At 54.9% G+C, this 24,546-nt stretch carries 22 protein-coding genes; 11 read left to right on the forward strand and 11 right to left on the reverse strand.

Going from position 1 to position 24,546, the window contains the following annotated elements; translation table 11 throughout:
* Nucleotides 1-91: 91 nt before the first annotated feature.
* Complete coding sequence (glnA, locus tag IM313_RS14620) at nucleotides 92-1,501, reverse strand: glutamate--ammonia ligase (RefSeq protein ID WP_008501856.1); 1,410 nt, start codon at nucleotides 1,499-1,501, stop codon at nucleotides 92-94.
* Nucleotides 1,502-1,879: 378 nt separating this feature from the next.
* On the opposite strand from glnA, the gene typA reads away from it, so the two are divergent.
* Nucleotides 1,880-3,703: a ribosome-dependent GTPase TypA gene (gene typA, locus IM313_RS14625; RefSeq protein ID WP_049001363.1), complete on the forward strand. Its 1,824-nt coding sequence runs from the start codon at nucleotides 1,880-1,882 to the stop codon at nucleotides 3,701-3,703.
* Nucleotides 3,704-3,754: 51 nt separating this feature from the next.
* Here typA and ompL read toward each other — a convergent pair whose 3' ends face one another.
* From ompL to yihU, 7 genes are all read right to left on the reverse strand, one after another.
* Nucleotides 3,755-4,441, reverse strand: coding sequence for a porin OmpL (ompL, locus tag IM313_RS14630; RefSeq protein ID WP_049001364.1), 687 nt, complete (start codon nucleotides 4,439-4,441; stop codon nucleotides 3,755-3,757).
* A 74-nt stretch (nucleotides 4,442-4,515) separates the two neighbouring features.
* The gene (locus IM313_RS14635; protein ID WP_049001367.1) at nucleotides 4,516-5,940 is read right to left on the reverse strand and encodes an MFS transporter; all 1,425 of its coding nucleotides are present in this window, start codon (nucleotides 5,938-5,940) and stop codon (nucleotides 4,516-4,518) included.
* A gap of 43 nt (nucleotides 5,941-5,983) precedes the next feature.
* Nucleotides 5,984-7,366 (reverse strand): MFS transporter, encoded by a 1,383-nt coding sequence (locus tag IM313_RS14640; RefSeq protein ID WP_049001371.1) that lies wholly within the window; start codon nucleotides 7,364-7,366, stop codon nucleotides 5,984-5,986.
* Nucleotides 7,367-7,411: 45 nt separating this feature from the next.
* Nucleotides 7,412-9,436 (reverse strand): alpha-glucosidase, encoded by a 2,025-nt coding sequence (locus IM313_RS14645; RefSeq protein ID WP_192972056.1) that lies wholly within the window; start codon nucleotides 9,434-9,436, stop codon nucleotides 7,412-7,414.
* Nucleotides 9,437-9,452: 16 nt separating this feature from the next.
* Nucleotides 9,453-10,694, reverse strand: coding sequence for a sulfoquinovose isomerase (gene yihS / locus IM313_RS14650; protein WP_192972057.1), 1,242 nt, complete (start codon nucleotides 10,692-10,694; stop codon nucleotides 9,453-9,455).
* A gap of 14 nt (nucleotides 10,695-10,708) precedes the next feature.
* Complete coding sequence (gene yihT / locus IM313_RS14655; protein ID WP_045260226.1) at nucleotides 10,709-11,584, reverse strand: sulfofructosephosphate aldolase; 876 nt, start codon at nucleotides 11,582-11,584, stop codon at nucleotides 10,709-10,711.
* A gap of 17 nt (nucleotides 11,585-11,601) precedes the next feature.
* Nucleotides 11,602-12,492, reverse strand: a complete 891-nt coding sequence (gene yihU / locus IM313_RS14660) for a sulfolactaldehyde 3-reductase (protein WP_041911769.1) — start codon at nucleotides 12,490-12,492, stop codon at nucleotides 11,602-11,604.
* 155 nt (nucleotides 12,493-12,647) lie between these two features.
* Between yihU and IM313_RS14665 the strand changes: the two genes are divergently transcribed.
* Together IM313_RS14665 and IM313_RS14670 are read left to right on the forward strand one after the other, a co-directional pair.
* Nucleotides 12,648-13,544, forward strand: coding sequence for a sugar kinase (locus tag IM313_RS14665; RefSeq protein WP_192972058.1), 897 nt, complete (start codon nucleotides 12,648-12,650; stop codon nucleotides 13,542-13,544).
* Nucleotides 13,545-13,578: 34 nt separating this feature from the next.
* Nucleotides 13,579-14,373: a DeoR/GlpR family DNA-binding transcription regulator gene (locus IM313_RS14670; protein WP_032644939.1), complete on the forward strand. Its 795-nt coding sequence runs from the start codon at nucleotides 13,579-13,581 to the stop codon at nucleotides 14,371-14,373.
* 35 nt (nucleotides 14,374-14,408) lie between these two features.
* Here IM313_RS14670 and IM313_RS14675 read toward each other — a convergent pair whose 3' ends face one another.
* Together IM313_RS14675 and IM313_RS14680 are read right to left on the reverse strand one after the other, a co-directional pair.
* Nucleotides 14,409-17,360 carry an autotransporter outer membrane beta-barrel domain-containing protein gene (locus tag IM313_RS14675; RefSeq protein ID WP_192972059.1) on the reverse strand — a complete coding sequence of 984 codons (2,952 nt, stop codon included), beginning with the start codon at nucleotides 17,358-17,360 and terminating at the stop codon, nucleotides 14,409-14,411.
* Nucleotides 17,361-17,431: 71 nt separating this feature from the next.
* Nucleotides 17,432-18,049, reverse strand: coding sequence for a transcriptional regulator (locus IM313_RS14680; RefSeq protein ID WP_047366780.1), 618 nt, complete (start codon nucleotides 18,047-18,049; stop codon nucleotides 17,432-17,434).
* Between the two features lie 547 nt (nucleotides 18,050-18,596).
* Here IM313_RS14680 and IM313_RS14685 point away from each other — a divergent pair.
* The 6 genes from IM313_RS14685 to fabY all read left to right on the forward strand — a co-directional run bounded on the left by IM313_RS14685 (nucleotide 18,597) and on the right by fabY (nucleotide 22,789).
* On the forward strand, nucleotides 18,597-19,340 hold the full coding sequence (locus tag IM313_RS14685; protein WP_049001390.1) for a winged helix-turn-helix domain-containing protein: 744 nt from the start codon (nucleotides 18,597-18,599) through the stop codon (nucleotides 19,338-19,340).
* Nucleotides 19,337-19,807: a hypothetical protein gene (locus IM313_RS14690; RefSeq protein ID WP_049001393.1), complete on the forward strand. Its 471-nt coding sequence runs from the start codon at nucleotides 19,337-19,339 to the stop codon at nucleotides 19,805-19,807. The genes IM313_RS14685 and IM313_RS14690 overlap by 4 nt, the downstream gene beginning before the upstream one ends.
* An 87-nt stretch (nucleotides 19,808-19,894) precedes the next feature.
* A complete protein-coding gene (gene yihX, locus IM313_RS14695; RefSeq protein ID WP_047745778.1) occupies nucleotides 19,895-20,494 on the forward strand; it encodes a glucose-1-phosphatase in 600 nt (199 codons plus the stop codon).
* Nucleotides 20,488-21,369, forward strand: coding sequence for a virulence factor BrkB family protein (locus IM313_RS14700; protein WP_045260235.1), 882 nt, complete (start codon nucleotides 20,488-20,490; stop codon nucleotides 21,367-21,369). The genes yihX and IM313_RS14700 overlap by 7 nt, the downstream gene beginning before the upstream one ends.
* Nucleotides 21,366-21,803, forward strand: coding sequence for a D-aminoacyl-tRNA deacylase (dtd, locus tag IM313_RS14705; RefSeq protein ID WP_008501836.1), 438 nt, complete (start codon nucleotides 21,366-21,368; stop codon nucleotides 21,801-21,803). Before IM313_RS14700 ends, dtd begins: the two co-directional genes overlap by 4 nt.
* A 44-nt stretch (nucleotides 21,804-21,847) precedes the next feature.
* Nucleotides 21,848-22,789, forward strand: coding sequence for a fatty acid biosynthesis protein FabY (gene fabY / locus IM313_RS14710; RefSeq protein ID WP_028014875.1), 942 nt, complete (start codon nucleotides 21,848-21,850; stop codon nucleotides 22,787-22,789).
* A gap of 8 nt (nucleotides 22,790-22,797) precedes the next feature.
* On the opposite strand, the gene IM313_RS14715 is transcribed toward fabY, so the two are convergent.
* A complete protein-coding gene (locus tag IM313_RS14715) occupies nucleotides 22,798-23,718 on the reverse strand; it encodes an alpha/beta hydrolase (protein WP_192972060.1) in 921 nt (306 codons plus the stop codon).
* A 198-nt stretch (nucleotides 23,719-23,916) separates the two neighbouring features.
* On the opposite strand from IM313_RS14715, the gene IM313_RS14720 reads away from it, so the two are divergent.
* Nucleotides 23,917-24,159 carry a ribbon-helix-helix domain-containing protein gene (locus tag IM313_RS14720; RefSeq protein WP_192972061.1) on the forward strand — a complete coding sequence of 81 codons (243 nt, stop codon included), beginning with the start codon at nucleotides 23,917-23,919 and terminating at the stop codon, nucleotides 24,157-24,159.
* A 2-nt stretch (nucleotides 24,160-24,161) separates the two neighbouring features.
* The gene (locus IM313_RS14725; RefSeq protein WP_082697289.1) at nucleotides 24,162-24,533 is read left to right on the forward strand and encodes a type II toxin-antitoxin system VapC family toxin; all 372 of its coding nucleotides are present in this window, start codon (nucleotides 24,162-24,164) and stop codon (nucleotides 24,531-24,533) included.
* Nucleotides 24,534-24,546 lie beyond the last annotated feature (13 nt).

Genomic DNA, 24,546 nt, shown 5'->3' on the forward strand with positions numbered 1-24,546 from the left:
GTTGGTGGAGAAAAAAGCCCATCCGGAGATGGGCTAAAAGTTTCCACGGCAACTACCCCCGGCGCTTTTGACGCCGGGTAAAACAACTAAATTAAACGCTGTAGTACAGTTCGAACTCAACCGGATGCGGAGTCATACGCACGCGGTCGTTCTCTTCAGTACGCAGGGCGATGTAAGCATCGATAGCGTCGTCAGTGAATACGCCACCCGCAGTCAGGAACTCGCGGTCTGCATCCAGCGCCTGCAGGGCTTCTTCCAGAGAGCCAGCAACCTGTGGGATCTCTTTCGCTTCTTCTGGCGGCAGGTCGTACAGGTTTTTGTCCATCGCTTCGCCTGGGTGGATCTTGTTCTTGATACCGTCCAGACCGGCCATCAGCAGCGCAGCGAAGCACAGGTATGGGTTAGCCGCTGGGTCCGGGAAGCGCACTTCGATACGACGCGCTTTCGGAGACGCCACCACCGGGATACGGATGGAAGCAGAACGGTTACGCGCAGAGTAGGCCAGCATGACTGGCGCTTCGTAGCCCGGGACCAGACGCTTGTAGGAGTTAGTGGTTGGGTTCGCCAGGGCGTTGATCGCTTTAGCGTGTTTGATAACACCACCGATGTAATACAGCGCCTGCTCGGACAGACCGGCATATTTGTCGCCAGAGAACAGGTTGGTACCGTTCTTGGACAGAGACATGTGGCAGTGCATACCGGAACCGTTGTCGCCAAACATTGGTTTTGGCATGAAGGTCGCGGTTTTACCGAAACGGTGCGCAACGTTGTGCACAACGTATTTGTAGATCTGAATTTCGTCCGCTTTTTTGGTCATGGTGTTGAAGCGGGTTGCCACTTCGTTCTGACCCGCAGTCGCCACTTCGTGGTGGTGCGCTTCAACAACCAGGCCCATCTCTTCCATCACCAGACACATGGTGGAACGAATGTCCTGCGCAGAGTCGACCGGAGGAACCGGGAAGTAACCGCCTTTCACACCAGGACGGTGACCTTTGTTACCACCTTCGTATTTGGTGGAAGAGTTCCATGCGCCTTCGATGTCGTCGATAGCCACGTGGGAGCCAGAAATAGAGGCACCGAAGCGGATGTCGTCGAACAGGAAGAACTCTGGCTCTGGCCCGAACAGAACGGTGTCCGCGATGCCGGTGGAACGCAGGTACTCTTCAGCGCGTTTAGCGATAGAACGTGGGTCGCGGTCGTAGCCCTGCAGCGTGCCTGGCTCGAGGATGTCGCAGCGAATGATCAGAGTTGGTTCTTCAAAGAACGGATCAATGACCGCTGTGGTTGCGTCTGGCATCAGAACCATGTCGGATTCGTTAATGCCTTTCCAGCCACCAATGGAGGAGCCGTCAAACATTTTGCCTTCTTCAAAGAATTCGGCGTTCACCTGATGAGCAGGGATTGTGACGTGCTGTTCTTTACCTTTGGTATCGGTGAAGCGCAGATCAACAAACTTCACTTCATGTTCGTTCAGCATCGTCAAAACGTGTTCAGCGGACATACTTAACTCTCCAGATTGGTCATTGTCGTCGTGGTAACGAGGTCTTCAATTTCTGTTGGTACTGGCTGTTGCCATGTATTTTTTATAAAGCGAAATCTGTGCCAACTTTTAAAACACCCCAAAAAGGCGTTATCATGCGCACCATAGTGCAAAAGGGCTGCACCATGATGGATTTGTTGCACCAGTATAGTGCTTCAATGTGAACATTAAGCACCATATTGGTGCAATTTACGTTAAAGTGCCCTTTTACCGCTCCGTGAAAGCGATCACAAAGCATCTCTGCAATACTTGTTTGCGGGGGATGTTTGTGATCCTGTTTTGTAGTGCGATTAATCCGTGTACAATAACGCGCTATTTCTAAATGCCTGAGGCAAAGTTGTGATCGAAAATTTGCGTAACATCGCCATCATCGCGCACGTTGACCATGGTAAAACTACCCTGGTTGATAAGCTGCTGCAGCAATCCGGTACGTTTGATGCGCGTGCCGAAACCCAAGAACGCGTGATGGACTCCAACGATTTGGAGAAAGAGCGTGGGATTACCATCCTCGCGAAAAACACCGCGATTAAATGGAATGACTACCGTATCAACATCGTTGATACCCCAGGGCACGCCGACTTCGGTGGTGAAGTTGAACGTGTAATGTCCATGGTAGACTCCGTTCTGCTGGTCGTTGACGCAATGGATGGCCCAATGCCACAGACGCGCTTCGTGACCAAAAAAGCTTTTGCCCATGGTCTGAAGCCAATCGTTGTTATCAACAAAGTTGACCGCCCTGGCGCGCGTCCTGACTGGGTTGTTGACCAGGTCTTCGACCTGTTCGTTAACCTCGACGCGACCGACGAGCAGCTGGACTTCCCTATCGTTTACGCCTCTGCGCTGAACGGTATCGCAGGTCTGGACCACGAAGACATGGCTGAAGACATGACCCCGCTGTATCAGGCGATTGTTGACCGTGTTCCTGCGCCAAACGTTGACCTGGAAGGCACCCTGCAGATGCAGATCTCCCAGCTCGACTACAACAACTACGTTGGCGTAATCGGCATTGGCCGTATCAAGCGCGGTAAAGTGAAGCCTAACCAGCAGGTCACTATCATCGATAGCGAAGGCAAAACCCGTAACGGTAAAGTCGGTAAAGTCCTGACTCACTTGGGTCTTGAGCGTATCGAGAGCGACATCGCTGAAGCGGGCGACATCATCGCGATCACCGGTCTGGGTGAACTGAACATCTCCGACACCATCTGCGATCCGCAGAAAGTCGAAGCGCTGCCAGCCCTGTCCGTTGATGAACCAACCGTATCCATGTTCTTCAACGTCAACACCTCTCCGTTCTGTGGTAAAGAAGGTAAGTTCGTTACCTCTCGTCAGATCCTTGACCGTCTGAACAAAGAGCTGGTGCACAACGTTGCGCTGCGCGTTGAAGAAACCGAAGACGCTGATGCATTCCGCGTTTCTGGTCGTGGTGAACTGCACCTGTCTGTTCTGATCGAAAACATGCGTCGTGAAGGTTTCGAGATGGCGGTTTCCCGTCCGAAAGTAATCTTCCGTGAAATCGATGGCCGTAAACAAGAGCCGTTCGAAAACGTAACGCTGGACGTAGAAGAGCAGCACCAGGGTTCTGTGATGCAGGCACTGGGCGAGCGTAAAGGCGACCTGAAAAACATGAATCCAGATGGCAAAGGCCGCGTACGTCTCGACTACGTGATCCCAAGCCGTGGCCTGATCGGCTTCCGTTCTGAGTTCATGACCATGACCTCCGGTACCGGCCTGCTGTACTCCACCTTCAGCCACTACGACGACGTTCGTCCGGGCGAAGTGGGCCAGCGTAACAACGGCGTACTGATCTCCAACGGTCAGGGTAAAGCGGTTGCGTTTGCGCTGTTCGGTCTGCAGGATCGCGGTAAGCTGTTCCTGGGTCACGGTGCTGAAGTTTACGAAGGCCAGATCATCGGTATTCACAGCCGTTCTAACGACCTGACGGTAAACTGCCTGACCGGTAAGAAGCTGACCAACATGCGTGCGTCCGGTACTGACGAAGCAACGGTTCTGGTTCCACCGATCAAGATGACCCTGGAGCAGGCTCTGGAGTTCATTGATGATGACGAACTGGTAGAAGTGACTCCACAGTCAATTCGTATCCGTAAACGTCACCTGACCGAGAACGATCGTAAACGTGCTATGCGCGGTGCGAAAGAAGACTAATACGGTCAATCCGTAGTAAAAAAAGCCGCTGAGAAATCAGCGGCTTTTTTATTAGAACGAATAACGTAACCCCAGGCGGATCCTGTACTGCTCGCGGTTGTAATCATTCCATCGGTCCAGCCACTGAAGCTCGAGGTACGGCAGCCAGTTTCTGTCGATCCTGTAGCTGAACTTGTTGGTAATTTCCCAGTGATGGTCTTTGCCATTTTTGCTGTGGTAATCATTTATCCGCTGGAAAAAGTGCGGCTCAAAGGTATAGAAAAACGCATCCGTCACCTTGAAATTCCAGTAGTTGGCGAATTCGTGCGTGTCGTTCTTATCCATCTGTCCGTTATAGTCCGGCGTATCGTAATTGTTATGGTTATAGCGATAGCGGAACGTCAGATTAAACCCGTCCGTGAATTTATAGTTGGTATCTAAATAAACCGCGCCACCCGAACCGGCGCTGCTGTCGTTGATCAACCCGCCCGGCTGGAAGGTGAGTTTGTCCGTCGGTTTAAAGAGCGGATACCACCCCTCTATTTCGTTATAGCTGTGCTTGAGCTCATCCCACCTCCCCACGTTGTAGGCGTTGGTGAACATCAACCCCGCGCCCATATCGAAGTTATAACCGGCACGCAGGATCACTTCGTGCAGCTCAGAGGCCGTGTTGTAGGCTTCACGGGTTTCGACATAGGCCCCGGCGAATACCGGGCAGGACACAGACGACACGATCAGTACAGTGATGATTCTTTTCATAATTTGTCCATGTATCAGGTACAGAAAGGCCTCCCTCCTGATGAACAGGAAGGAAATACGGGCCGAATTTATTGTTATAAAGTGACTGCTGACGCTTTATTGTTGGGTGTTATCTCGGGGGTATTCGCTGACTGTTTTTTCCGTTTTCCAATCTCCTCGATAATAAAGGCGAAGCGCGCTTCGTTGAGTTTATAAAACAGCCCCATGGTCACGGCGGCGACGATTGCCAGGCCGCACGGCCAGAGGAAAATAAGCTGACGCAAACCCAGCAGCGTGCCCGTGCTCTGCACGGCGTGAGGAACGTAGCCGATCTGGGTCAGCATGATGCCGGGCAGGAAGCCGGCGAGAGCGGCGGAGATTTTGCGCGAGAAGGTGTAACCGGTGTAAACCGATCCCTCGGCGCGAATGCCGGTTTTCCACTCGCCGTAATCAACGGTATCCGGCACCAGCGCCCAGTTCAGGCTGTTCACAAACGCGGTGCCGAAAAAGGCCATGCAGGAAAAGAGCACGAACAGCAGGGAGCTGGTTCCCCAGAAGAAGTTCAGCACGTCGCCCACCGCCCACAGCGCCAGCCCGCCCAGATAGACGGGCTTCTTGCCAAAGCGCTTCACCGCGCCGGGCACCAGAAACACGCCAATCAGAATGCAGCCCATGCTGAAAAAGCCCATCCACGACAGCAGATGCAGATCGTTCAGCACGTACTGGGTGTAATAGACCTGAATCGCCAGCTTGATGTTGAACGCGGCGAGAGTACACAGGTTGGCAATGCACAGCACCAGCAGCGGCGGATTGCGAAAAATCGCGCAGAACGATTTCAGAATTCCGGGCTTATGGTGATCGGGCGTTATCTCGACATAGCGCTCTTTCACCCCGCTGTAGCACCACCACATGCAGAACAGGCCGCCGGTGACGAACACCAGCGCAGCCACCAGATAGCCTAGGGAGGGCTGGTGGACGAACAGCGCCTGAATGGGCATAAAGCCGACGGTGCAGAGCAACAGCCCCACCGTAGCGCCGCCCTGTCGCCACGCCGCCAGCTGCGCGCGCTCGTTCGGGTTTTTGGTGATGGCCGGCACCATCGCACCGTAGGCGCAGTTCATCAGGCTGTAGCAGAGCCCAAACATCATGAAGAGCACGGTGGCGAGCGCCGTTTTCACCGTCAGGCTAAAGTCGTTGGCCATAAACTGCGCCGTCGCGACCAGCGCCACCGGGACGGAGGCGTAAAGAATAAACGGCCGGAATTTCCCCCGCGCGCCGATATTACGCCGGGAGTCGAGCAGCACCCCGGTCAGCATGTCGGTAAACGCGGTAAAAAACTTCGCCACCAGGAAAATAATGCCGCCGTAAAACGCGGGCATCCCCAGTTCATCGGTGTAAAACTTCAGCAGGTATAGCGTGCCAATACACAGCATCAGGTTCGAGCCAAAATCGCCCATCCCGTAGGCGCACTTCTCTCGCAGGCTCAATTTCAGGGTTAACGGATCAGTATTGTGTGTCATGGTCGATCCTCAGAGCGCCCCGCAGGGCGCTCTATCACGTCATTTAGGCCGTACGTTTGCGCAGTTCGATCTCTTCCACGATGCGCACATACATCTTCTCGTTGAGGTTGTAGAAGCAGCCCATCGCCACGATGGTGATGACCGCCAGCAGGCTCGGGTAGATAAATATCAGCTGCCGCAGCCCTTCAACCGTCCCGGCGGACTGCACCACGTTCGGCACGTAGCCGATCTGGGTGAGCATGATCCCCGGGAAGAAGCCGGCCAGCGCCTGGGATACCTTCCTGAAGAAGGTAAAGCCGGTGTAGACCGTCCCTTCGGAGCGCACGCCGGTGCGCCACTCGCCGTATTCCACGGTATCGGACACCAGCGCCCAGTTCAGACTGTTCACGAACGCGGAGCCGAAGAACGCCAGGCAGGAGAACGCCACAAAGCTCACCGAGCCGCCGCCGAAGAAGTAGTTGAGCAGATCGCCCGCCACCCAGATCATCAGCCCGCTGATGTAGACCTTTTTCTTGCCGAAGCGCCGCACCGCGCCCGGCATCATAAAGACGCCGATAAAAATACAGCCCATGCTGAAGAAGCCCATGTACGACAGCAGGATCGGGTCGTTCAGCACGTACTGCGTGTAGTAGACCTGAATAGCGAGTTTGACGTTAAACGCGCCCAGCGTGCACAGGTTCGCGATGCACAGGATAAACAACGGACGGTTCCCGGCAATGGCGCGAAACGACTGCAACAGCCCCGGCTTTTGCGCCGGGTTAGCGGGCTGCGTCTCGACGTAACGCTCGGTGACGCCCTTATAGCACCACCACATAAAGAACAGCCCGAACAGCGAGAAGAGAGTGGCGGCAAATATGTAGCCAAGCTGGTCGTTACCCTCAATCAGGTTCATCACCGGGACAAAGCCCACCGTACAGAGCAGCAGGCCGAGCGTGGCGCCGCCCTGACGCCAGGCCGCCAGCGAGGCGCGCTCGTCCGGGTTTTTGGTGATGGCGGGCACCATCGCGCCGTAAGAGCAGTTCATCATGCTGAAGAACAGGCCGTACAGCATGAACAGCACCGTTGCTATCACCGTTTTGCCGGTCATCTCAAATGGCGTACCGACGAAGTTGGCAATTGCCAGTAAGGTCACCGGGAAGGCGGCATACAACACGAACGGGCGGAATTTCCCTTTCGGGCCAATCTTGCGTCGGGAGTCGAGCATGATACCGGTGCCCATATCGGTGAAGGCGGTAAAAAACTTCGCAATCAGGAAGATAATCCCGCCGTAGGTGCCGGGCAGCCCCAGCACGTCGGTGTAAAACTTCAGCAAATAGAGCGTGCCGATATCCAGCAGGATGTTTGAGCCGAGATCGCCCATCCCGTAGGCGAGTTTTTCTTTAAACGGCAGGCGTAGGGTTGCCGGATCGGAAGTATGTTGACTCATTATTGTTCTCCGTCTGCCCGCAGGTTTCCCTGCGGGCGAGCCTTATCAGATATCACGTAAGGTGCTAAACAGATCTGCCCATTCGCTGTGCTGGCGATAGAAGACCGGCGGCTTGCCGATCGGGGCATCAACGGTCACGTCACCGCCCTGGCAGGTTTCCCCGGTCCACGCATTGACCCAGCTGTCCTGCGGCAGATAGAGCGACCAGTCCCGGCGGCCCTCTTCATGAACCGGTGCCACCAGCAGATCGCGGCCAAACAGGTACTGGTATTTCAGCGTGTAGGCGCGCGCGTCGTCCTCGTAGTGCAGGAACAGCGGACGCATCACCGGCAGGCCGCTTTTCGCGTTCTGCGCAACCGCATCTTTGATGTACGGCTTCAGGGTGGTGAAGACGGTGGTCATGCGCGCGAAGTGCGCGATGGTTTCCGCATCGCCGTCGAACTGCCAGTTGTCGCCAGGGCGGTTGCCCTCGTGGGTACGCATCATCGGCGTAAAGGCGCTGAAGTCGCACCAGCGCAGCAGCAGCTCCTTGCTGCGCTTCATCTCGAACAGGGTGGTGTAGCCGCCGATGTCGCTGTGGTGCAGGCCGTGCCCGGTCATCGCCAGCGACAGCGCCGCAGGGATGACGGACGCCAGGCCGTCGTCCAGGCTCCAGTCGACGTTCTGATCCCCCGCCCACATCATCACCGAGTGCTTCTGGCTGCCGGTGTAGCCCGCGCGCATGAAGAACAGGATCTCGCCGAGTTTGCCGGTCTCCTCCAGCGCTTCGTAGTTACATTTCGCCCACAGGGCAGGCCAGGCGTTATGCATGATCTCCGCGCTCACGCCGTTGTGCAGGAAGGTATCGGTCGGCAAATATTCCCCGAAATCGGCCATCCAGCCGCCGCAGCCCAGTTCGATCAGGTTCTTTTTAATGACCTCTTTGTACCAGTTGTAGGCTTCCGGGTTGGTCAGGTCGATAACGCCCGCGTAGAACTCGCCGAATTCAACGTGGTAGTCCTCACCGTTGGCGTTTTTGGTCAGATAGCCGCGTTTCGCCGCCTCTTCGCAGAGATCTTTATCGCTGGCGACGTACGGGTTGATATAGGAGAGGAACTGCACCCCTTCCTGTTTCCACTTCGCAATCCGTTCATCAAGCTGCGGATAGAGAGCGCTGTTCCACTTCCAGTTCCACATCACGCGTTTGCCGAAGGAGGTCATGCGGATGCCGGACCAGTCCTGCGCCCAGATGCCGTTTACCTTCACGCCGCCCTCGCGCATAGCGTCGAGCTTCTGCTGGCACACCTCGGTGCCGCCCTGTATGCCCAGCGTCACGCCGTCGTACACCCAGTCCGGCAGCTCAGGCTGACGTCCCAGCAGGCCGGTCAGTTTTTCCAGCAGATCGACGTAGGTTTGTGCACATTCGAAGCGCAGCGTGGCGTTATCTTCCCAGAACGCCAGCTCGTGGAAATCCGGCGCGCTGAAGTCAAAGTTCATGTAGCAGCTGTTATCCACGTGGCAGTAGTACTTCTGGGTGCTCACGAAGGTAGGCTGCGGAAAGAAGGTCCAGTAGTAATCGCCGCCCGCGTTCTCTTTGCAGTCGGCCTGCCAGGTGACGTAGGTCTGCTTGTTGCGGCCCACGCCCTGCTCGCTGGTCCACAGCGGGAACGGCTTGCCGCGCAGATCGAAGTACGAGAACTGCTCGCCGCAGCCGTAGATATGATCTTCCGGCTGCGCCGCCAGCCGCAGCCAGATGCGGTTATGGCTGGCGGCATCATTTTTCAGCTTCAGCTCCAGACGGCCTTCCGCATCCACGCCCACCAGCAGCGTCGCGCTTACCGCATCGCCGCGGGTAAAGCGGATCGCCCAGCCCGCGCTTTGCTGCGTGACGGTCGCGTCCGTCAGGGCAATCTTTTCGTTGAGCTTGTCTTTAATGCTGAAATTGCCGCGAAACATCTCGATATCGGCCTCGCCTGCTCCGATCCACAGGCAAGGCGCTTCTTCAGAGTGGGACAAAATCAAGCGATCCTGCCAGCGCAGGGTGAAGCCACGTTCGTTATTTTTCAGGTCAATATTGTGTAGGGTACGCATAAAAACTCCGTCTTTATTATTTGGCCTGGCTGTCCAGCAATCCGGCGGCGACGGCAGGCGCTAAGCCCGGCGCCAGCGGCAGGCGGGGGATCACCAGGCAGTGCAGCAGATGGTAAATATCCTGCTTGCCGTCCCAGACTTTGGTGGTCACTTCGTTATTGGTGTCCAGCTCCTGCCACCAGGAACCGTTTTCGTAATCCATCAGGTACTTGATGCAGTAATCCCACCACTTCTGATACCAGGCTTCGTACTGCGCCTCGCCGGTCACGGTATAGAGGGCATAGGCCGTGCCCATCGCCTCGACGATTGGCCAGCGCACGCGTTCCCGCACGATAGGCTTGCCGTCCCAGCCCACGGAGTAGACAAACCCGTCGGCGCCGTCGGGTGCCCAGGCGTCGCGGATGGTGGCGTGGAACAGGCCTTTTGCATCTTCCAGCAGCCACTCCGGCGGGGTTTCAAAGCGCGCTTCCAGCGCGGCGCGCAGATGCAGCATCAGGCGGCCCCACTCAATCCAGTGCCCCGGCGTGCCGCCGTAGGCGCGGAAGCGGTGAGCAGGGTTATCGATGTTGTAATCGCGGATTGGGTTCCAGTCGGTGTCGAAATGCTCGTTAACGCGATACTCACCTTTGCGCGCCACGTCGTGAATAATCACCGAGGCGATGCGCAGGGCGCGGTCGAGCCATTTGCGGTCGTGGGTTACGTCATAGACAATCAGGAAGGCTTCCACGGCGTGCATGTTGGCGTTACCGCCGCGATAATCTTCCGTTTTGCTGAAGGCTTCATCCCAGGACTCGAGGCACATTTGCTCCTGTTCGCTCCAGAAGTAGCGCTCAATCACCTTGATGGCATCGTCCAGCAGCTTGCGTGCCTGCGGGTGTCCGGTGGTGACGGCGCTCGCCGCGCCCAGCAGGACGAAGAAGTGCTGATAGCCCTGCTTGGAGGCATCAATTACGCCTTCATCGTTTACGCAGGCGTACCAGCCGCCGTGCTGTTTGTCGCACAGCGGGCCGTTCAGGGCATTAATGCCGTGCTCAACCAGGGCATACGCGCCGGGACGGCCCATGTTCGCCGCCACCGCGTACACGTGAAGCATGCGGGCGGTGATCCAAAGATGGGTGCCCATATCGCTGCGAACCTGCCCGTTATTGCCCAGCCAGCCAAAGCCGGTCGGTACGGCGGCGTTTTTGCCGAAATCGAGAATGCGGTCGGTCTCTTGTTCGAGCCAGCGGTTGTGGCTCAGGGTGTTAAACCATTTCATGTTCGGGTCCTTTCTTAACGGCGAGCCATCATTTCGTCGACGATCTCACCCAGACGCTGAAGTTTTGGTACGGAAATATCACGCAGCATCAGCTCGGTATCCGGCAGGCCAATCACCGATGACCAGACGGCGCGACCGGCTAAAAAGCCCGATGCCCCCGCCTGCATCGCCACGCTCACGGCGCGCGGGAACAGCTTATCGTCCACGCCGGAGGAGAGGATCACCCACGGCATGGCAATGTTCTCGTTCAGCTTCTGCGAGGCCGCCAGCAGTTCCTGCTGCGTGCCCTTACCAAACAGCGGCATCTCCACTTTGTAGAGGTCGGCACCGCTGTCGCCCAGCTCTTTCGCCGCATCGATAATCGCCTGTTCGCGGTTAAATTCGGCACCGCGACGCGGCGGACGCACCACCGGCTCGATAATGCTCAGCAGCCCGTTGTCGTGGCACAGCGTATTGAACGCTTTCACCATTTCCAGGCGCTGCTGCGGATCTTCATCGCTGCGCCACAGCACCAGCAGCTTCAGCGCCTTGCCGCCGTCGCGTTTGACCGCCTGGGCGTCGATGCTTTTGTCGATCACCACGCTGTCGACCGGAATACCGTTCCCCGGAATAAACTCGTCGGCCGCCACAATCATCGCGCAGCTATTGGCTACGGCCTGCTGCTCCACAATCTGGCGATAGCAGAACTGCTGGTCGACGAGAATGGCAGAGGCGTACGGCGACAGAATCTTCGCCGCGTTGACCTTAAAATCCGTCAGGTGCTGGTCGGTTACCGGCACCGGCGCGCCTGCGGCGGCAAACATCAGGCGCATCGCTTCGCGCTGATCCACGGCCAGCATTGCAAAACCGCCGGAAGGTCGGGTGATATCTTTCAGGGTGTACATCGTCATTCCTCAGTCCTTTCGTATCAGTGTGATTTTTTCAGCCCGGCAGATGCGCGAACCTGTTCAAGAATGGCCGTCCAGTCTTCGCGCCCGCGCCCGGCGGCGCGAGCCTGGTTGTAAACTTCGCGGGACGCCGCGCCCAGCGGCATCGGAACATGGAGCTGGTTAGCCACGTCCAGGGCGATCCCCAGATCTTTATGTGCAAGGTCGATCATGAAGGCCGGGGAAAGATCGCCTTTCAGCACCTTATTCGGCCATGAGGTGGTGAAGTGGCCTTTACCCGCAGGAGTACCGCTCATCACCTTCAGCGCCACGTCAAAGGAGAGGCCAAGCGCTTCACACAGCACGGCCGCCTCGGCGGAAAGCGCGTTCAGGGCGATGCTCATGTAGTTATTGATGAGCTTTACGCGGATGCCCATGCCCGGCCCGCCGGCGTTAATCAGCTCATTGCCCATCGCCATTAAGACGGGGGTGGCGCGTTCCACCTGCTGCGCGGTGCCGCCCGCCAGCAGAAGCAGCGTGCCGGCGATGGCATGGTCGGACGTGCGTCCCACGGGCACGTCCATCAGGCTGAAGCCGCGTTCAGCCATATCGCGGATCAGCGCGTCGGTTTGCAGCGGGTGGATGGTGGACATATCAATCACCAGCGCGTCGCGGGATAACCCTTCGCACACGCCGTGCTCGCCGAACAGCACGCTGCGCACCAGGTCGCCGTTTGGCAGCATGGTAATGACGAATTCGGCGTCCGTTGCGGCCTGAGCAGGCGTAGCCGCCGCCCGTGCGCCGCTCTCTACCAGCGCCTGAACCGCCTGCGGGTTCACGTCAAACACGTTAAGCTGGTGGCCTTGCTTCAACAGATTCTTCGCCATTGGCGCGCCCATCTGCCCTAAACCGATAAATGCGATCGCTGACATGCCTCTCTCCTGTCACATCGTGTCAATTTCTGCGCGTTTGTGTTGTCTGTTTTTGATCGTATTTGTAATTTATAGTCAAAAAATTGACACGGGTCACTTTTTAAACATTTGGTGAAATTAAAATGAAGGCATCAGAAATCGCAGAAGGAATCACCATGACTCGCATCGTTTGTGTCGGCATTACCGTGCTGGATCGCATCTGGTATCTCGATGATTTACCTAAGGAAGGAGGGAAATATGTCGCAAAAGACTATACGGAAGTGGGCGGCGGCCCGGCGGCCACGGCGGCGGTGGCCGCGGCAAAACTGGGTGCGGAAGTGGATTTTATTGGCCGGGTGGGGGACGACGATACCGGCAGACGGCTGCTGGCGGAGCTGGAATCCCTGGGCGTGAACACCCGCTATACACGCGTGTTTAAAGGTGCCCGCTCGTCACAATCCGCGGTGCTGGTGGACGCAGGCGGAGAACGAGTGATTGCCAACTACCCCAGCCCCGATCTGCCCGCCGAGGCAGACTGGCTGCATGAAATCGACTTCTCGCAATGGGATATCGTGTTAGCAGACGTGCGCTGGCATGACGGGGCAAAACAGGCGTTTACGCTGGCCCGTCAGCAGGGCGTTCCTACTTTGCTTGATGCTGACGTTACCCCGCAGGACATCGCGGAGCTGATAGCCTTAAGCGACCACGCGGCCTTCTCCGCGCCGGGCCTGCGGCGACTAACTCAGGTGGATAAAGCAGAAGATGCCCTGAAAAAAGCACAAACGCTCACAAATGGACATGTGTATGTCACTCAGGGGCGAGACGGCTGCTACTGGCTGGAAAACGGCGCCTTGTGTCATCAATCCGGCTTTGAGGTGAACGTGGTGGATACCACCGGCGCGGGCGACGTTTTCCACGGCGCGCTGGCGTTCAGCCTGGGACAGCAATCCACCGCCGCAGACGCCGTGCGTTTTGCCAGCGCCGTCGCAGCCCTGAAATGCACAAAGCCCGGCGGGCGCGCGGGTATACCCGACTGTGATCAAACCCGCTCTTTTTTGTCACTTTTTGTATAAAATGCGGAGCGTGATGGTTTTCAGAGGACAGCCCATGAGCCTTACCGAACTGACCGGCAACCCGCGTCACGATCAGCTGCTAACGCTGATTGCCGATCGCGGCTATATGAACATTGATGAACTGGCGCAACTGCTGGACGTGTCGACGCAAACGGTGCGCCGGGATATCCGTAAGCTCAGCGAGCAGGGGCTGATCACGCGTCATCACGGCGGCGCGGGCAGGGCATCCAGCGTGGTGAACACGGCGTTCGAACAGCGCGAAGTGTCGCTTACCGAAGAGAAGCGGGCGATTGCCGAGGCGATTGCGGACTATATTCCCGACGGCTCAACTATTTTCATCACCATCGGCACGACCGTAGAGCACGTTGCCCGGGCGCTGCTTAACCATAATCATCTGCGCATCATCACCAACAGCCTGCGGGTGGCGCATATTCTGTATAAGAACCCGCGCTTTGAAGTGATGGTGCCGGGCGGCACGCTGCGCCCGCACAACGGCGGCATTATCGGGCCTGCGGCGACGGCGTTTGTGTCTGGTTTTCGGGCGGACTATCTCGTGACCAGCGTCGGGGCGATTGAGCACGACGGCGCGATGATGGAGTTTGACGTGAATGAAGCCAGCGTGGTGAAAACCATGATGGCCCACTCTCGTCACATTTTGCTGGCGGCCGATCATACGAAATTTAACGCATCCGCCGCGGTGGAAATTGGCAACGTGGCGCAGACAACGGCTCTTTTCACCGATGAGATGCCCGGCTCGGCGCTGCAAAATCATCTGAAATCCAGCAAGGTTGAAACGGTGCTGGCCTGTACCAGCGATGATATCGCCTGAAGCAAAAAGCCGCTGATTTCTCAGCGGCTTTTTTGTTATTTGAAGCTGTATTTTATCCCCAGCATTCCCTGCGTATCGCTGTAGCCTTTATCGCCAATCTGCTGTGCCACATTGCCCCAGACGCTAAGCTGCGGGGTAATCTGCCCCTCTACGCCCGTCTTTAACTCACCAATATTGCGCGTACCGCGCATCTCATTGCTGACGTCATCCATGCGGATGCGCGTGGTCTGGGTATTGTGGATCCAGTTCGCTTCAATAAACGGCTGGAAGGTGCGTGATTTAGCGTCATCCATCGCGTTATGTCCGCTGATATAGGCCTTCACGCCGAGACGCGTCATCAGGTTGCCCTGGGTTTCGTCTTTCACCCGCGTGCCGTTACGCTCGCGATGGTCGTCAGCCTGCACGTCCATCCAAACGGCCTGCGCCTTCGGCTGGATCCAGTAACTGTTGCGGCCGCTTTTACCCACCTTAACGCTATAGCCCGCTTCGACAGAGGCGGTTACGCCGCTGGAGCGATAACGCTCGGTCGCCTGGTCCTGCCCCATCACCTTATTGTCAAACCAGTTATACAGCACCCAGCTATCAACGTAGGTGCCGCTTTTATCGGCTTCGTTTGCGTACCAGGTACCGTACAGACCTACGCTATAGCCATTCACTTCGCCACGTGAGTGGTATCCGGTCAGGCTGGAGGCGCTCCGGCTTTGGCTGTTACCGTAGCCCGCCATCAGGCCAAGATGCCAGCGGTCCAGGCCATCTGTGCTCCATTGGGCGATATCGCCACCCAACTGCAGCACGTAACGGTTGGCTGTCGTTTTTAGCTGGCCGCTGCCGTCGTTGAAACGCGCATGCCCGCCGACATTTCGCATCCAAAGGCTCGTCACTTTTTGCTCGCCGGTGAGCATGTCGGTGTACTGCGTTTCACCCAGACGATCGTGCAGGCGGGTCATAAACAGCGTATTTGCCGCATAGCTGTTTGCCTGATAGCTGCCAAATTCTGGGCGATACTGATGCTCGCTTTTCGGCGGCGCAGGTGGCGGTACCGGTTCTTGCGGCGGAATCACCGGGTCGACGGGCGGATCTACCGGGACGACAGGCGGGTCGACAGGGTCAACAGGTGGATCCACCGGGTCAACAGGCGGGTCTACCGGTTCAACTGGCGGATCTACCGGGTCGACCGGTGGGTCTACCGGGTCAACAGGAGGATCTACCGGGTCGATCGGTGGGTCAACGGGTTCAGCCAGGCTGGTCAGAAACCAGTTCTTACCTTTCTGCACAACGTTATAGTCATAACCCCCCGCTACGATACGGCTGGCCTTCTCAAACGTTCCCTCCGAGTTGCCGCCAACGCTGACTATTTCAATCCCTTCAACGGTTTGTGCGCCTGCACCACCAATGTTGTTTACGTCAACCGCGGTACGACCGGATGTGTTTCCTTCAACAATCAGCCTGTCAGTTTCAGAGGTATCGTCAGACAGCACGGTATTGAAAACCAGCTTACCGCCGTTGCCTGTGTAATCCTCGTTGATGGTCAGGGTTTGCCAGGCCGCGTCCTCAGCATGCTGGAAATTTATCGTGCCGCCCGCGTTCAGGGTCAGGCTGGTCAGCGTTGAGCTGTCGCGCATATTCCAGACGGCATCATTCATCGTAAGCGCAAGAGTACCGGTCCCGGCAGCGTTGCTTTCTATGTACGATGCTCCGTTCCACAGCGAGCTGTTACCCATTGTCAGCGTAATGGTACTGTTTTGTGCCGGAAGGGTACTGTTGGCCGCGACGCCACCTGCGGCGAGGATATCGCCGTTAAGGAGGAATTTTCCGCCTGCAGAGGCATCAATAATTCCGCCATTGCTGGCGTTCAGGGCATAGCTACCCTGGTCGCGCTGGCCTGCGGTGGTAATGGTTGCCCCACCGTCGAGCGTTATCACGCCGCGTGACCAGGCATACATCCCGTGCGGTGCCTGGGCGGAGCTGCTGGTTTTCTCGCTGCTGTTGACCGCAATGGTGACGTTATCTCCCACATTTACCGCTGCTGTATAAGCGTAGATGCCATGCGCGCTGGCACCGTTGGTGGTGATGGTCGCGCCTTCATCAAGGGTGATGGTTGACGAGCCGGTAGAGTACACGCCGGAGGCACTGGCTGCGTCGGTGGTAATGGTCGCTTTTTTTCCCAGCTCGATTCTGGAGGCAGAACCCGCATACAGGCCGTAGGCCGAAGTGCCATACGTTTCGATGGTGGCCTCATCCCCCAGACGGACGGATGAGCCGCTCTGGTTGGTACGAATCCCCTCGGCGTAGGTACCCCGCGTCACAATATGCGCACGATCGCCGACAACAATGTTATTTTTGGCCTTCGAGGCATCATTCAGTGCATAGGCGCTAATACCGCGACCGGTACTGCCAGTGGTTTCGATATAGAGATCGTCACCCACATAAATATTGGCGGAGCCGAGAGAACCCTGGCTGAAGGAGCTGTACCCGGCATTGATGCCATCGCCGCTTTGGCCATTAACGTAAATGTGGGTGCGGTCGCCGGTAATGATAAACACCGGGTTATTCGGCGTGTTCATACCGTGGGTACGAATACCGTCGACATCTTTACCGTTATTGGCAGCCACTTTTGACTGGGTACGAATAGTCAGATCGTCACCAAATATCACCCCCGGGCTGCCGGACGTGGAGTTCTGAATAACGGTCACGGAGTGCTCAAAGGCTTCCGCCCCCGGCCCTTCGAGAGTGATCCCATCCCCGTAGACTGGAATATTGCCCGGGCTGTACTGGTAGACATAGTTAGGATCGCTGGTATTTTTACTAAAGTTCGCGTTTGCCGTTGCAGGAATCAGCGCCTGTATTTCCGCAGGCAAATCCGTTACTGCTCCGGTGGCTGGTAAATTAGCAAAATCGATAACTGCAGCATTCGCGGTAAATAGCGCTGACGATAGTGCCAGCGAAATCGCAACGGCGACAGGTGAATGTTTCAATAAATATGGCATAACTGCCCCCTTTCTTTCAGGCGTAAAACATCCTCCACACCATTAAATGTGGGCATGTTAAGAAGTTGAAATTACAAAATAGAAACGAGTATTTTATGAATGCTGGTACCTAACTTCCTCTCTAATCGTATTTTATGAACGTAAATTTTTTTCACATCAACGCTGGTTGTTTTTATTATCTCCCGGAGGCACACCCCTGAAATAAGTCTGTTAAGTAAAGTGAATTCAACAGTGCTCAGGGTATTACCACGCCTGCTGCTCACTCGCCTGCCGGAAAAAAGATGGTTAATTTTTTCCTGCAATATAGCGTCATCGTCATCTGAATAAATAATTCCCTTTATTTCACTGTGGTGAGCGAAAAAATAGTGAGCCAACGCCTCCAGTTTACGGTCCGCGATAAGCACGATGTGCATGTTGGTCATCGCCAGATGTTCAATCCATTGCGGATCGACAAGCAGGCGCAGGTTATACATCGAAAAATCTACAAAAATAAATCCGCGTAATAAATGATTCTTGTTCCCAGACAATATTTTATTTTCTACTGCAAGTTGCAGGAAATGATTTCCCACCGGCCAAACTGCGAAGGAGGCGCTGCCACAGTATTGTGAGCGCACCGTGTTATCCGGAAATAACTGGCAGGACAATTCGCAGCTTATACAGCGGACAACCTTTTGCGACGATGTTATCATCCAGTCCACTCCTGTCTTATTTTCATTATCAATATTTCACTGCCTTTCAAATGTGTCAATCTTGAAACATATCCAGCGTTGCTGTCGTATTTATGAGAAATAATGCCAGAGAAAATAAATTCCTGGCTGTCTCAATTCTTGCAGGCCGCAGACATAGCGACAGAACATTGATTGTCAGACCTTACCCAGGAATATTCATCAACCCATTAAGATTATTCGGCAAAAACAACCCCGGAAGGAAATTGACGAAACAGCACTAATAGCTAAAGATTCGTCACCTCGATCTTCCTGAACGTCAGTCTTTTCTCAACGTGTGGCTCAATATAATTATTTGACCTGGTGAAGTGTAATGAAATCTCATTATGTCCTTTTAGCTGAGGCTCACCTAAGAAAACCGATTTGTAATCAATTGAAAAATAATGCGATGTTTCTAATCTTAGGTACGGGTGTGTCGCGCTCTGATCCTTCTGACCTATACTGTTGTTAAATATACGTGTGTTTTTTGGGTTTGTGGGGTTAAATATTGTTATTGCAGAGGAAAGTAAAATTGTATCTTATTAACAAGCTGGTCGAGTATGACCCGGAAAACAAAACCCTGGCGAATCATATTACCGGGCGCACGATACATTTGCAGCTTCCTGCCAATCTCTGCTTTCTTTATCTCGTTACCCATCCTGGCGAAATAATTTCGCAAAATCAGTTAATGGTGGTGGGATGGGGTGAGCGTAACGATGTCACCACACCGAATACCTTTTACCAGGCCATTTTGACATTGCGCAATGCGCTGGCTGAAGTGGGGTTGCCGCGCGATACGGTAAAAACGATTTCGCGTCGCGGGCTGACGCTTTCCGAAGCCACCCAGGTTGAAGTATTTACCCCAACCGCCGAGCCGATAATTGCCAGTGAAGACGTGGCAATAGCCGAAGGCACCGCGATGAAGAAGCCGGCGTGGTTAATAATAGCCACCGCTACGCTTTTTCTGATCGCGCTTATTAACGGGGTCATATTATATAAACATCACCAGAACATGCCGTTTAGTCACTACATTCCACTTTCAATGGGCAGCACGACCAACGCCTGCCAACTCTTTTATGCACCTAATGAACATATGCAGGACCATTACCTTCGCTTGTTAAAAAATTATCCCAGCCTGTGTGCCGGAAACCGATACGTTTTTCTCATCGGCTATAGTAAAACGGAGCGAATCGCGGCGTTTGTCTGTAATAACGATGCGCGACATGACGCGGCAGCGTTATGTACCACGCATTATTTTTGGGCGCATGAGCAATGATGACACTCGGGAATCGTATTATTTTGCTGGCGGCGTTGCTGGGGGCTGCTATTACCAGCGGCTGGTTAGCGTATTCGCATTTTTCGAGTGCGCCGATACGCTGTACAGGTGATGTGGAATGGACGATTGGTAAAAACCGATTTGTAGGAACGGTTTCATGGCGAATGCAGCATCGGGAAGGGACCGCTGTCATTAACGGTAAACTGTTTGGTCACGTGGTTTCTGAAGTCAACCGCACCATCTATTTCCACTACAGCGATCACCAGAACGCGCGCGTATTGAATAACGATCGTATTATTAAAACCTTCGCCGATAGTGCGGATGAGGCTGATATCAATGCAACGCTACCGGGTTTTTATCGCACGCCGGGAAGAGATCTGAGCCTGATGATTGATGAGTACCGTGGAGCGTGGCTTTTTGCCGCGTCAAACGTCCCTTCGCTGTACTGCCGTAAAAACGCGCCGTAAAAATCAATCGCACACCTTAGACGGCACGCATAGTCAAATCTCGTGATTCCCGCTACAGTTATCTCTCCACGGCGAAAGGAGATAAACATGCTTTATATCTTTGACTTAGGAAACGTAATCGTCGATATCGATTTTAACCGGGTGCTGGGTGCCTGGAGCGACTTTAGCCGTGTGCCGCTGGCGACGTTAAAGCAGGATTTCGCGATGGGTGAGACCTTCCATCAGCATGAACGCGGCGAGATTAGCGATGAAGAGTTTGCTGAACGCTTCTGCCAGGAGATGGGGCTTTCGTTAAGCTATGAACAATTTTCTCACGGCTGGCAGGCGGTATTCGTCGCGATCCGTCCGGAAGTGATCGACATTATGCACAAATTGCGCGAGCAGGGGCACCGGGTGGTCGTGCTGTCTAACACCAACCGTCTGCACACGACCTTCTGGCCAGAGGAATATCCCGAAGTTAAGGCGGCGGCAGATAAGATCTATCTTTCGCAAGAGATGGGTATGCGTAAGCCTGAAGCGCGAATTTATCAGGCTGTTTTGCAGGCAGAGGGATGCACCGCGGCCGATGCGGTCTTTTTCGATGACAACGCCGATAATATAGAGGGAGCTAACCAGTTGGGTATCACGTCAATTCTGGTGACCGGAAAAGAGACGATACCAAACTACTTTGCGAAGCAGTTATGCTAAAAACCGTTCATCAAAAAGCCACGCATCATACTCGCCCGCTGAGGGCCTGGCTGAAGTTGCTCTGGCACCGCATTGATGAGGACAACATGACCACGCTGGCGGGTAACCTCGCCTACGTGTCGTTGCTCTCATTAGTGCCGCTGGTGGCGGTTATCTTTGCGCTCTTTTCCGCTTTCCCGATGTTCGCGGACGTTAGCCTGCAGCTTCGCCATTTCGTCTTCGCTAACTTCATCCCGGCCACCGGGGATGTTATCCAGAACTACATCGAGCAGTTTGTTGCCAACTCCAGCAAAATGACGGCGGTGGGGGCGTGCGGCCTTATCGTCACCGCGTTGCTGCTGATGTACTCCATCGACAGCGCGCTTAACACCATCTGGCGAAGCAAAAAAATCCGTCCTAAGGTCTATTCCTTTGCCGTCTACTGGATGATTTTAACGCTGGGGCCGTTGCTGGCTGGGGCGAGCCTGGCAATCAGTTCGTATCTTCTCTCCTTGCGCTGGGCGAGTGATTTAAACAGCGTGATCGATAACGTGCTGCGTATTTTTCCGCTGATCCTGTCCTGGCTCTCGTTCTGGCTGCTCTATAGCGTTGTACCGACCACGCGCGTGCCTAACCGCGATGCGGTAGTTGGGGCGCTGGTGGCGGCAGTGCTTTTTGAACTGGGTAAAAAAGGGTTTGCCCTTTACATCACCATGTTCCCGTCTTATCAGCTGATTTACGGCGTGCTGGCGGTGATCCCCATTTTATTTGTCTGGGTTTACTGGACCTGGTGTATCGTCTTGCTTGGTGCCGAAATAACTGTCACTCTCGGCGTATACCGCGAACTTAAAAAAGCAGCAGAAGCTGAAAAACAATTAGAAGCAGACCAACCATGATTGCATTGATACAGCGCGTAACCCGTGCCAGCGTCACCGTGGAGGGAGAGGTGACGGGTGAAATTGGCCCAGGACTTTTGGTGTTGTTAGGTGTCGAAAAGGATGATGACGAACAAAAAGCGAACCGCTTATGCGAGCGCGTGCTGGGCTACCGCATATTCAGCGATGCGGAAGGCAAGATGAATCTGAACGTCCAGCAGGCGGGCGGCAGCGTGCTGGTGGTTTCCCAGTTTACGCTGGCAGCGGATACCGAGCGCGGCATGCGCCCAAGTTTCTCTAAAGGCGCCGCGCCGGATCGTGCAGAAGCACTTTACGAATACTTTGTTGAGCGTTGTCGCCAACAGGAAATGAATACGCAAACCGGACGATTCGCTGCAGATATGCAGGTCTCGCTGGTGAACGATGGCCCCGTCACATTCTGGCTCCAGGTATGAGCCAACTGGCGGCGTGGCCGCGGGTAACAAGAGAGAGTACAGCTATGTATCACCTTCGAGTACCGCAAACGGAAGAAGAGTTAGAAGCGTATTACCAGTTCCGCTGGGAAATGCTGCGCAAGCCACTGCATCAGCCAAAAGGATCTGAACGCGACGCCTGGGATGCGATGGCCCATCATCAGATGGTGATGGACGAAGAGGGCAACCTCGTCGCCGTCGGGCGACTGTATATCAACGCTGATAACGAAGCGTCGATTCGTTTTATGGCGGTTCACCCTTCCGTGCAGGATAAAGGGCTGGGGACGCTAATGGCGATGACGCTGGAGTCCGTCGCCCGTCAGGAAGGCGTTAAGCGCGTCACCTGTAGCGCCCGGGAAGATGCCGTGGAGTTTTTTGCCAAACTCGGTTTTGTTAACCAGGGTGAAATCACCGCCCCGCAAACCACGCCGATTCGCCACTTTTTGATGATCAAACCCATCGCCACGCTAGACGATATTCTTCATCGCGCGGACTGGTGCGGGCAGCTGCAGCAGGCCTGGTATGAACACATCCCTCTGAGTGAAAAGATGGGCGTGCGCATTCAGCAGTACACCGGGCAAAAATTCATTACCACCATGCCGGAAACCGGCAATCAGAACCCTCACCACACCCTGTTTGCCGGCAGCCTGTTTTCCCTGGCGACGCTCACCGGCTGGGGGCTGATCTGGCTAATGCTGCGCGAGCGGCATCTTGGCGGCACCATTATTCTGGCCGATGCCCACATTCGCTATAGTGCGCCGATCAGCGGCAAGCCGAGCGCGGTGGCGGACCTTGGCGCGCTGGGCGGCGATCTTGATCGTCTGGCACGTGGCCGCAAAGCGCGCGTGCAGATGCAGGTTGAGCTGTTCGGCGATGAAACGCCAGGCGCTGTGTTTGAAGGCACCTATATCGTTCTTCCTGCGAAGCCGTATGGCGCGTATGAAGAGGGCGGGAACGAGGAGGAGTAGTCTCCTTCTCAATCTCGCCCGGCATGGTTAATGCGCCAGGCAATATCTCGCATAACGTCTCGCGCTGACTGGCTAATTCCACTCAACTGAAAGAAGCCGTGTATTACACCCCGCCATCGTTGAGCGGTACACTTCACGCCTTGCTCCGTGAGGCGCTGACAAAGCGCCTCGCCTTCGTCGCGTAACGGATCATACTCAGCGGTAACAATGTGGACCTTTGGCAGACCGCTAAAGTCGTTGCGCCACAGCGGGCTGACTTCAGGATGCTGACGGTCGGCTCCAGCCAGATACATTTCATAGCCGCTCAAAAGGGTATCGCGAGTAATCACGTAATCCATGCCATTGAGGGTATAGCTTTCAAAACTGGCCGTAGCGTCGAGCATGGGGTAGATAAGAATGAGTTGTGCGGGATCCCAGAGACCTTTGGCCTTAAGCCGCAATGATGTTACCAGCGCAAGATGGCCTCCCGCGCTGTCTCCACAAAGTGTAATCCGGTTTTTATCCACACCTAATTGTTCTGCATTTTGCCAGACAAGATCTGCCGCTCTCTCTGCATCGTCATGCGCAGCGGGGAAGGTATGCTCGGGTGCGAGTCTGTACTGAACCGCAATGACCCGACAGTTACCGTAAAACGCCAGTTGGCGAAGCTGATTATCATGGGTTTCAAACCCACCGCTGACAAAACAACCGCCATGATAGTAGAGGGCACAAGGTAACGTTTCAGGGGCATTGACAGGCGAAAAGACCCGAAAGGTCAAATCCTCAAGAACAAGCGTTTCAATCTGGACACGAGTTTCTTTTTCCCCGGCCAGCGCTGTGCTGGCGACATATCCGCTTCTCCGGTCATCAATACTCTGCTTTCGCGAGGAAGGTCTTCCTGCGGCAATAAACTCCTGTACCAGCTTATCAATACCCTTCTCCAGAGCCATGGTTACGTCCTTTTACTGTGTTTTTATACAGTTTATAGCCTGGTTTACAGCAGATGAAAACAGAGAAATGTTGAGAGGTGCATATTGTGGAAAGCGGCTCGCAAAATCGATCATTCCCTAAAAAACGTCCTTTCACCCTAAATTGATAAAGAGTATTTTGCCTGAAAATTAACCAATGATGATATACTAAGGTGATATATGAGCGTTTTGGCGGAACTTGATATGGGCAGAATACTTATCGATTTGTCTGATGACGTGATTCAACGTTTGGATAACCTCAAGAAATTGCGAAATCAACCACGTGCCGAACTGCTTCGCGAAGCGATAGAGCTGTATCTCGACCAGCAGAGTTCTTCTGTTATCCGAAATGCGCTTGGTCTGTGGGGAGATAGAAAAGAGGACGGGCTTGAGTATGAACGCAAGCTGCGTGAGGACTGGTAATCATGGAGCACATGGCAGTGTTTGATACCAATATTCTCATTGATCTCTTCAACAACCGTGTTGAAGCTGCGGATGCGATTGAGCATACCGCGTCGCATCGTGCCATCAGCTTAATTACCTGGATGGAAGTGATGGTGGGCGCTCGCAGGCATGGTCATGAAGCGAAAACGGCAGCCGTGATGGGCGCTTTTGAAATTATTGATGTGTCTCGGGATATCGCGGAAAGAAGCGTTTTACTACGTGAGAAGCATGGAATGAAACTGCCTGATGCTATCATCCTGGCTACAGCGCAGAGCAGAAAATGTCCGTTGATTTCTCGCAACACGAGAGATTTTGCGGGTATTGACGAGGTCCTTACGCCTTACCAGGTGTAGGCCGGGCAAGCTC

The organism is Enterobacter cloacae complex sp. P2B (genome assembly GCF_014895985.1).
GTDB lineage: Bacteria > Pseudomonadota > Gammaproteobacteria > Enterobacterales > Enterobacteriaceae > Enterobacter > Enterobacter bugandensis.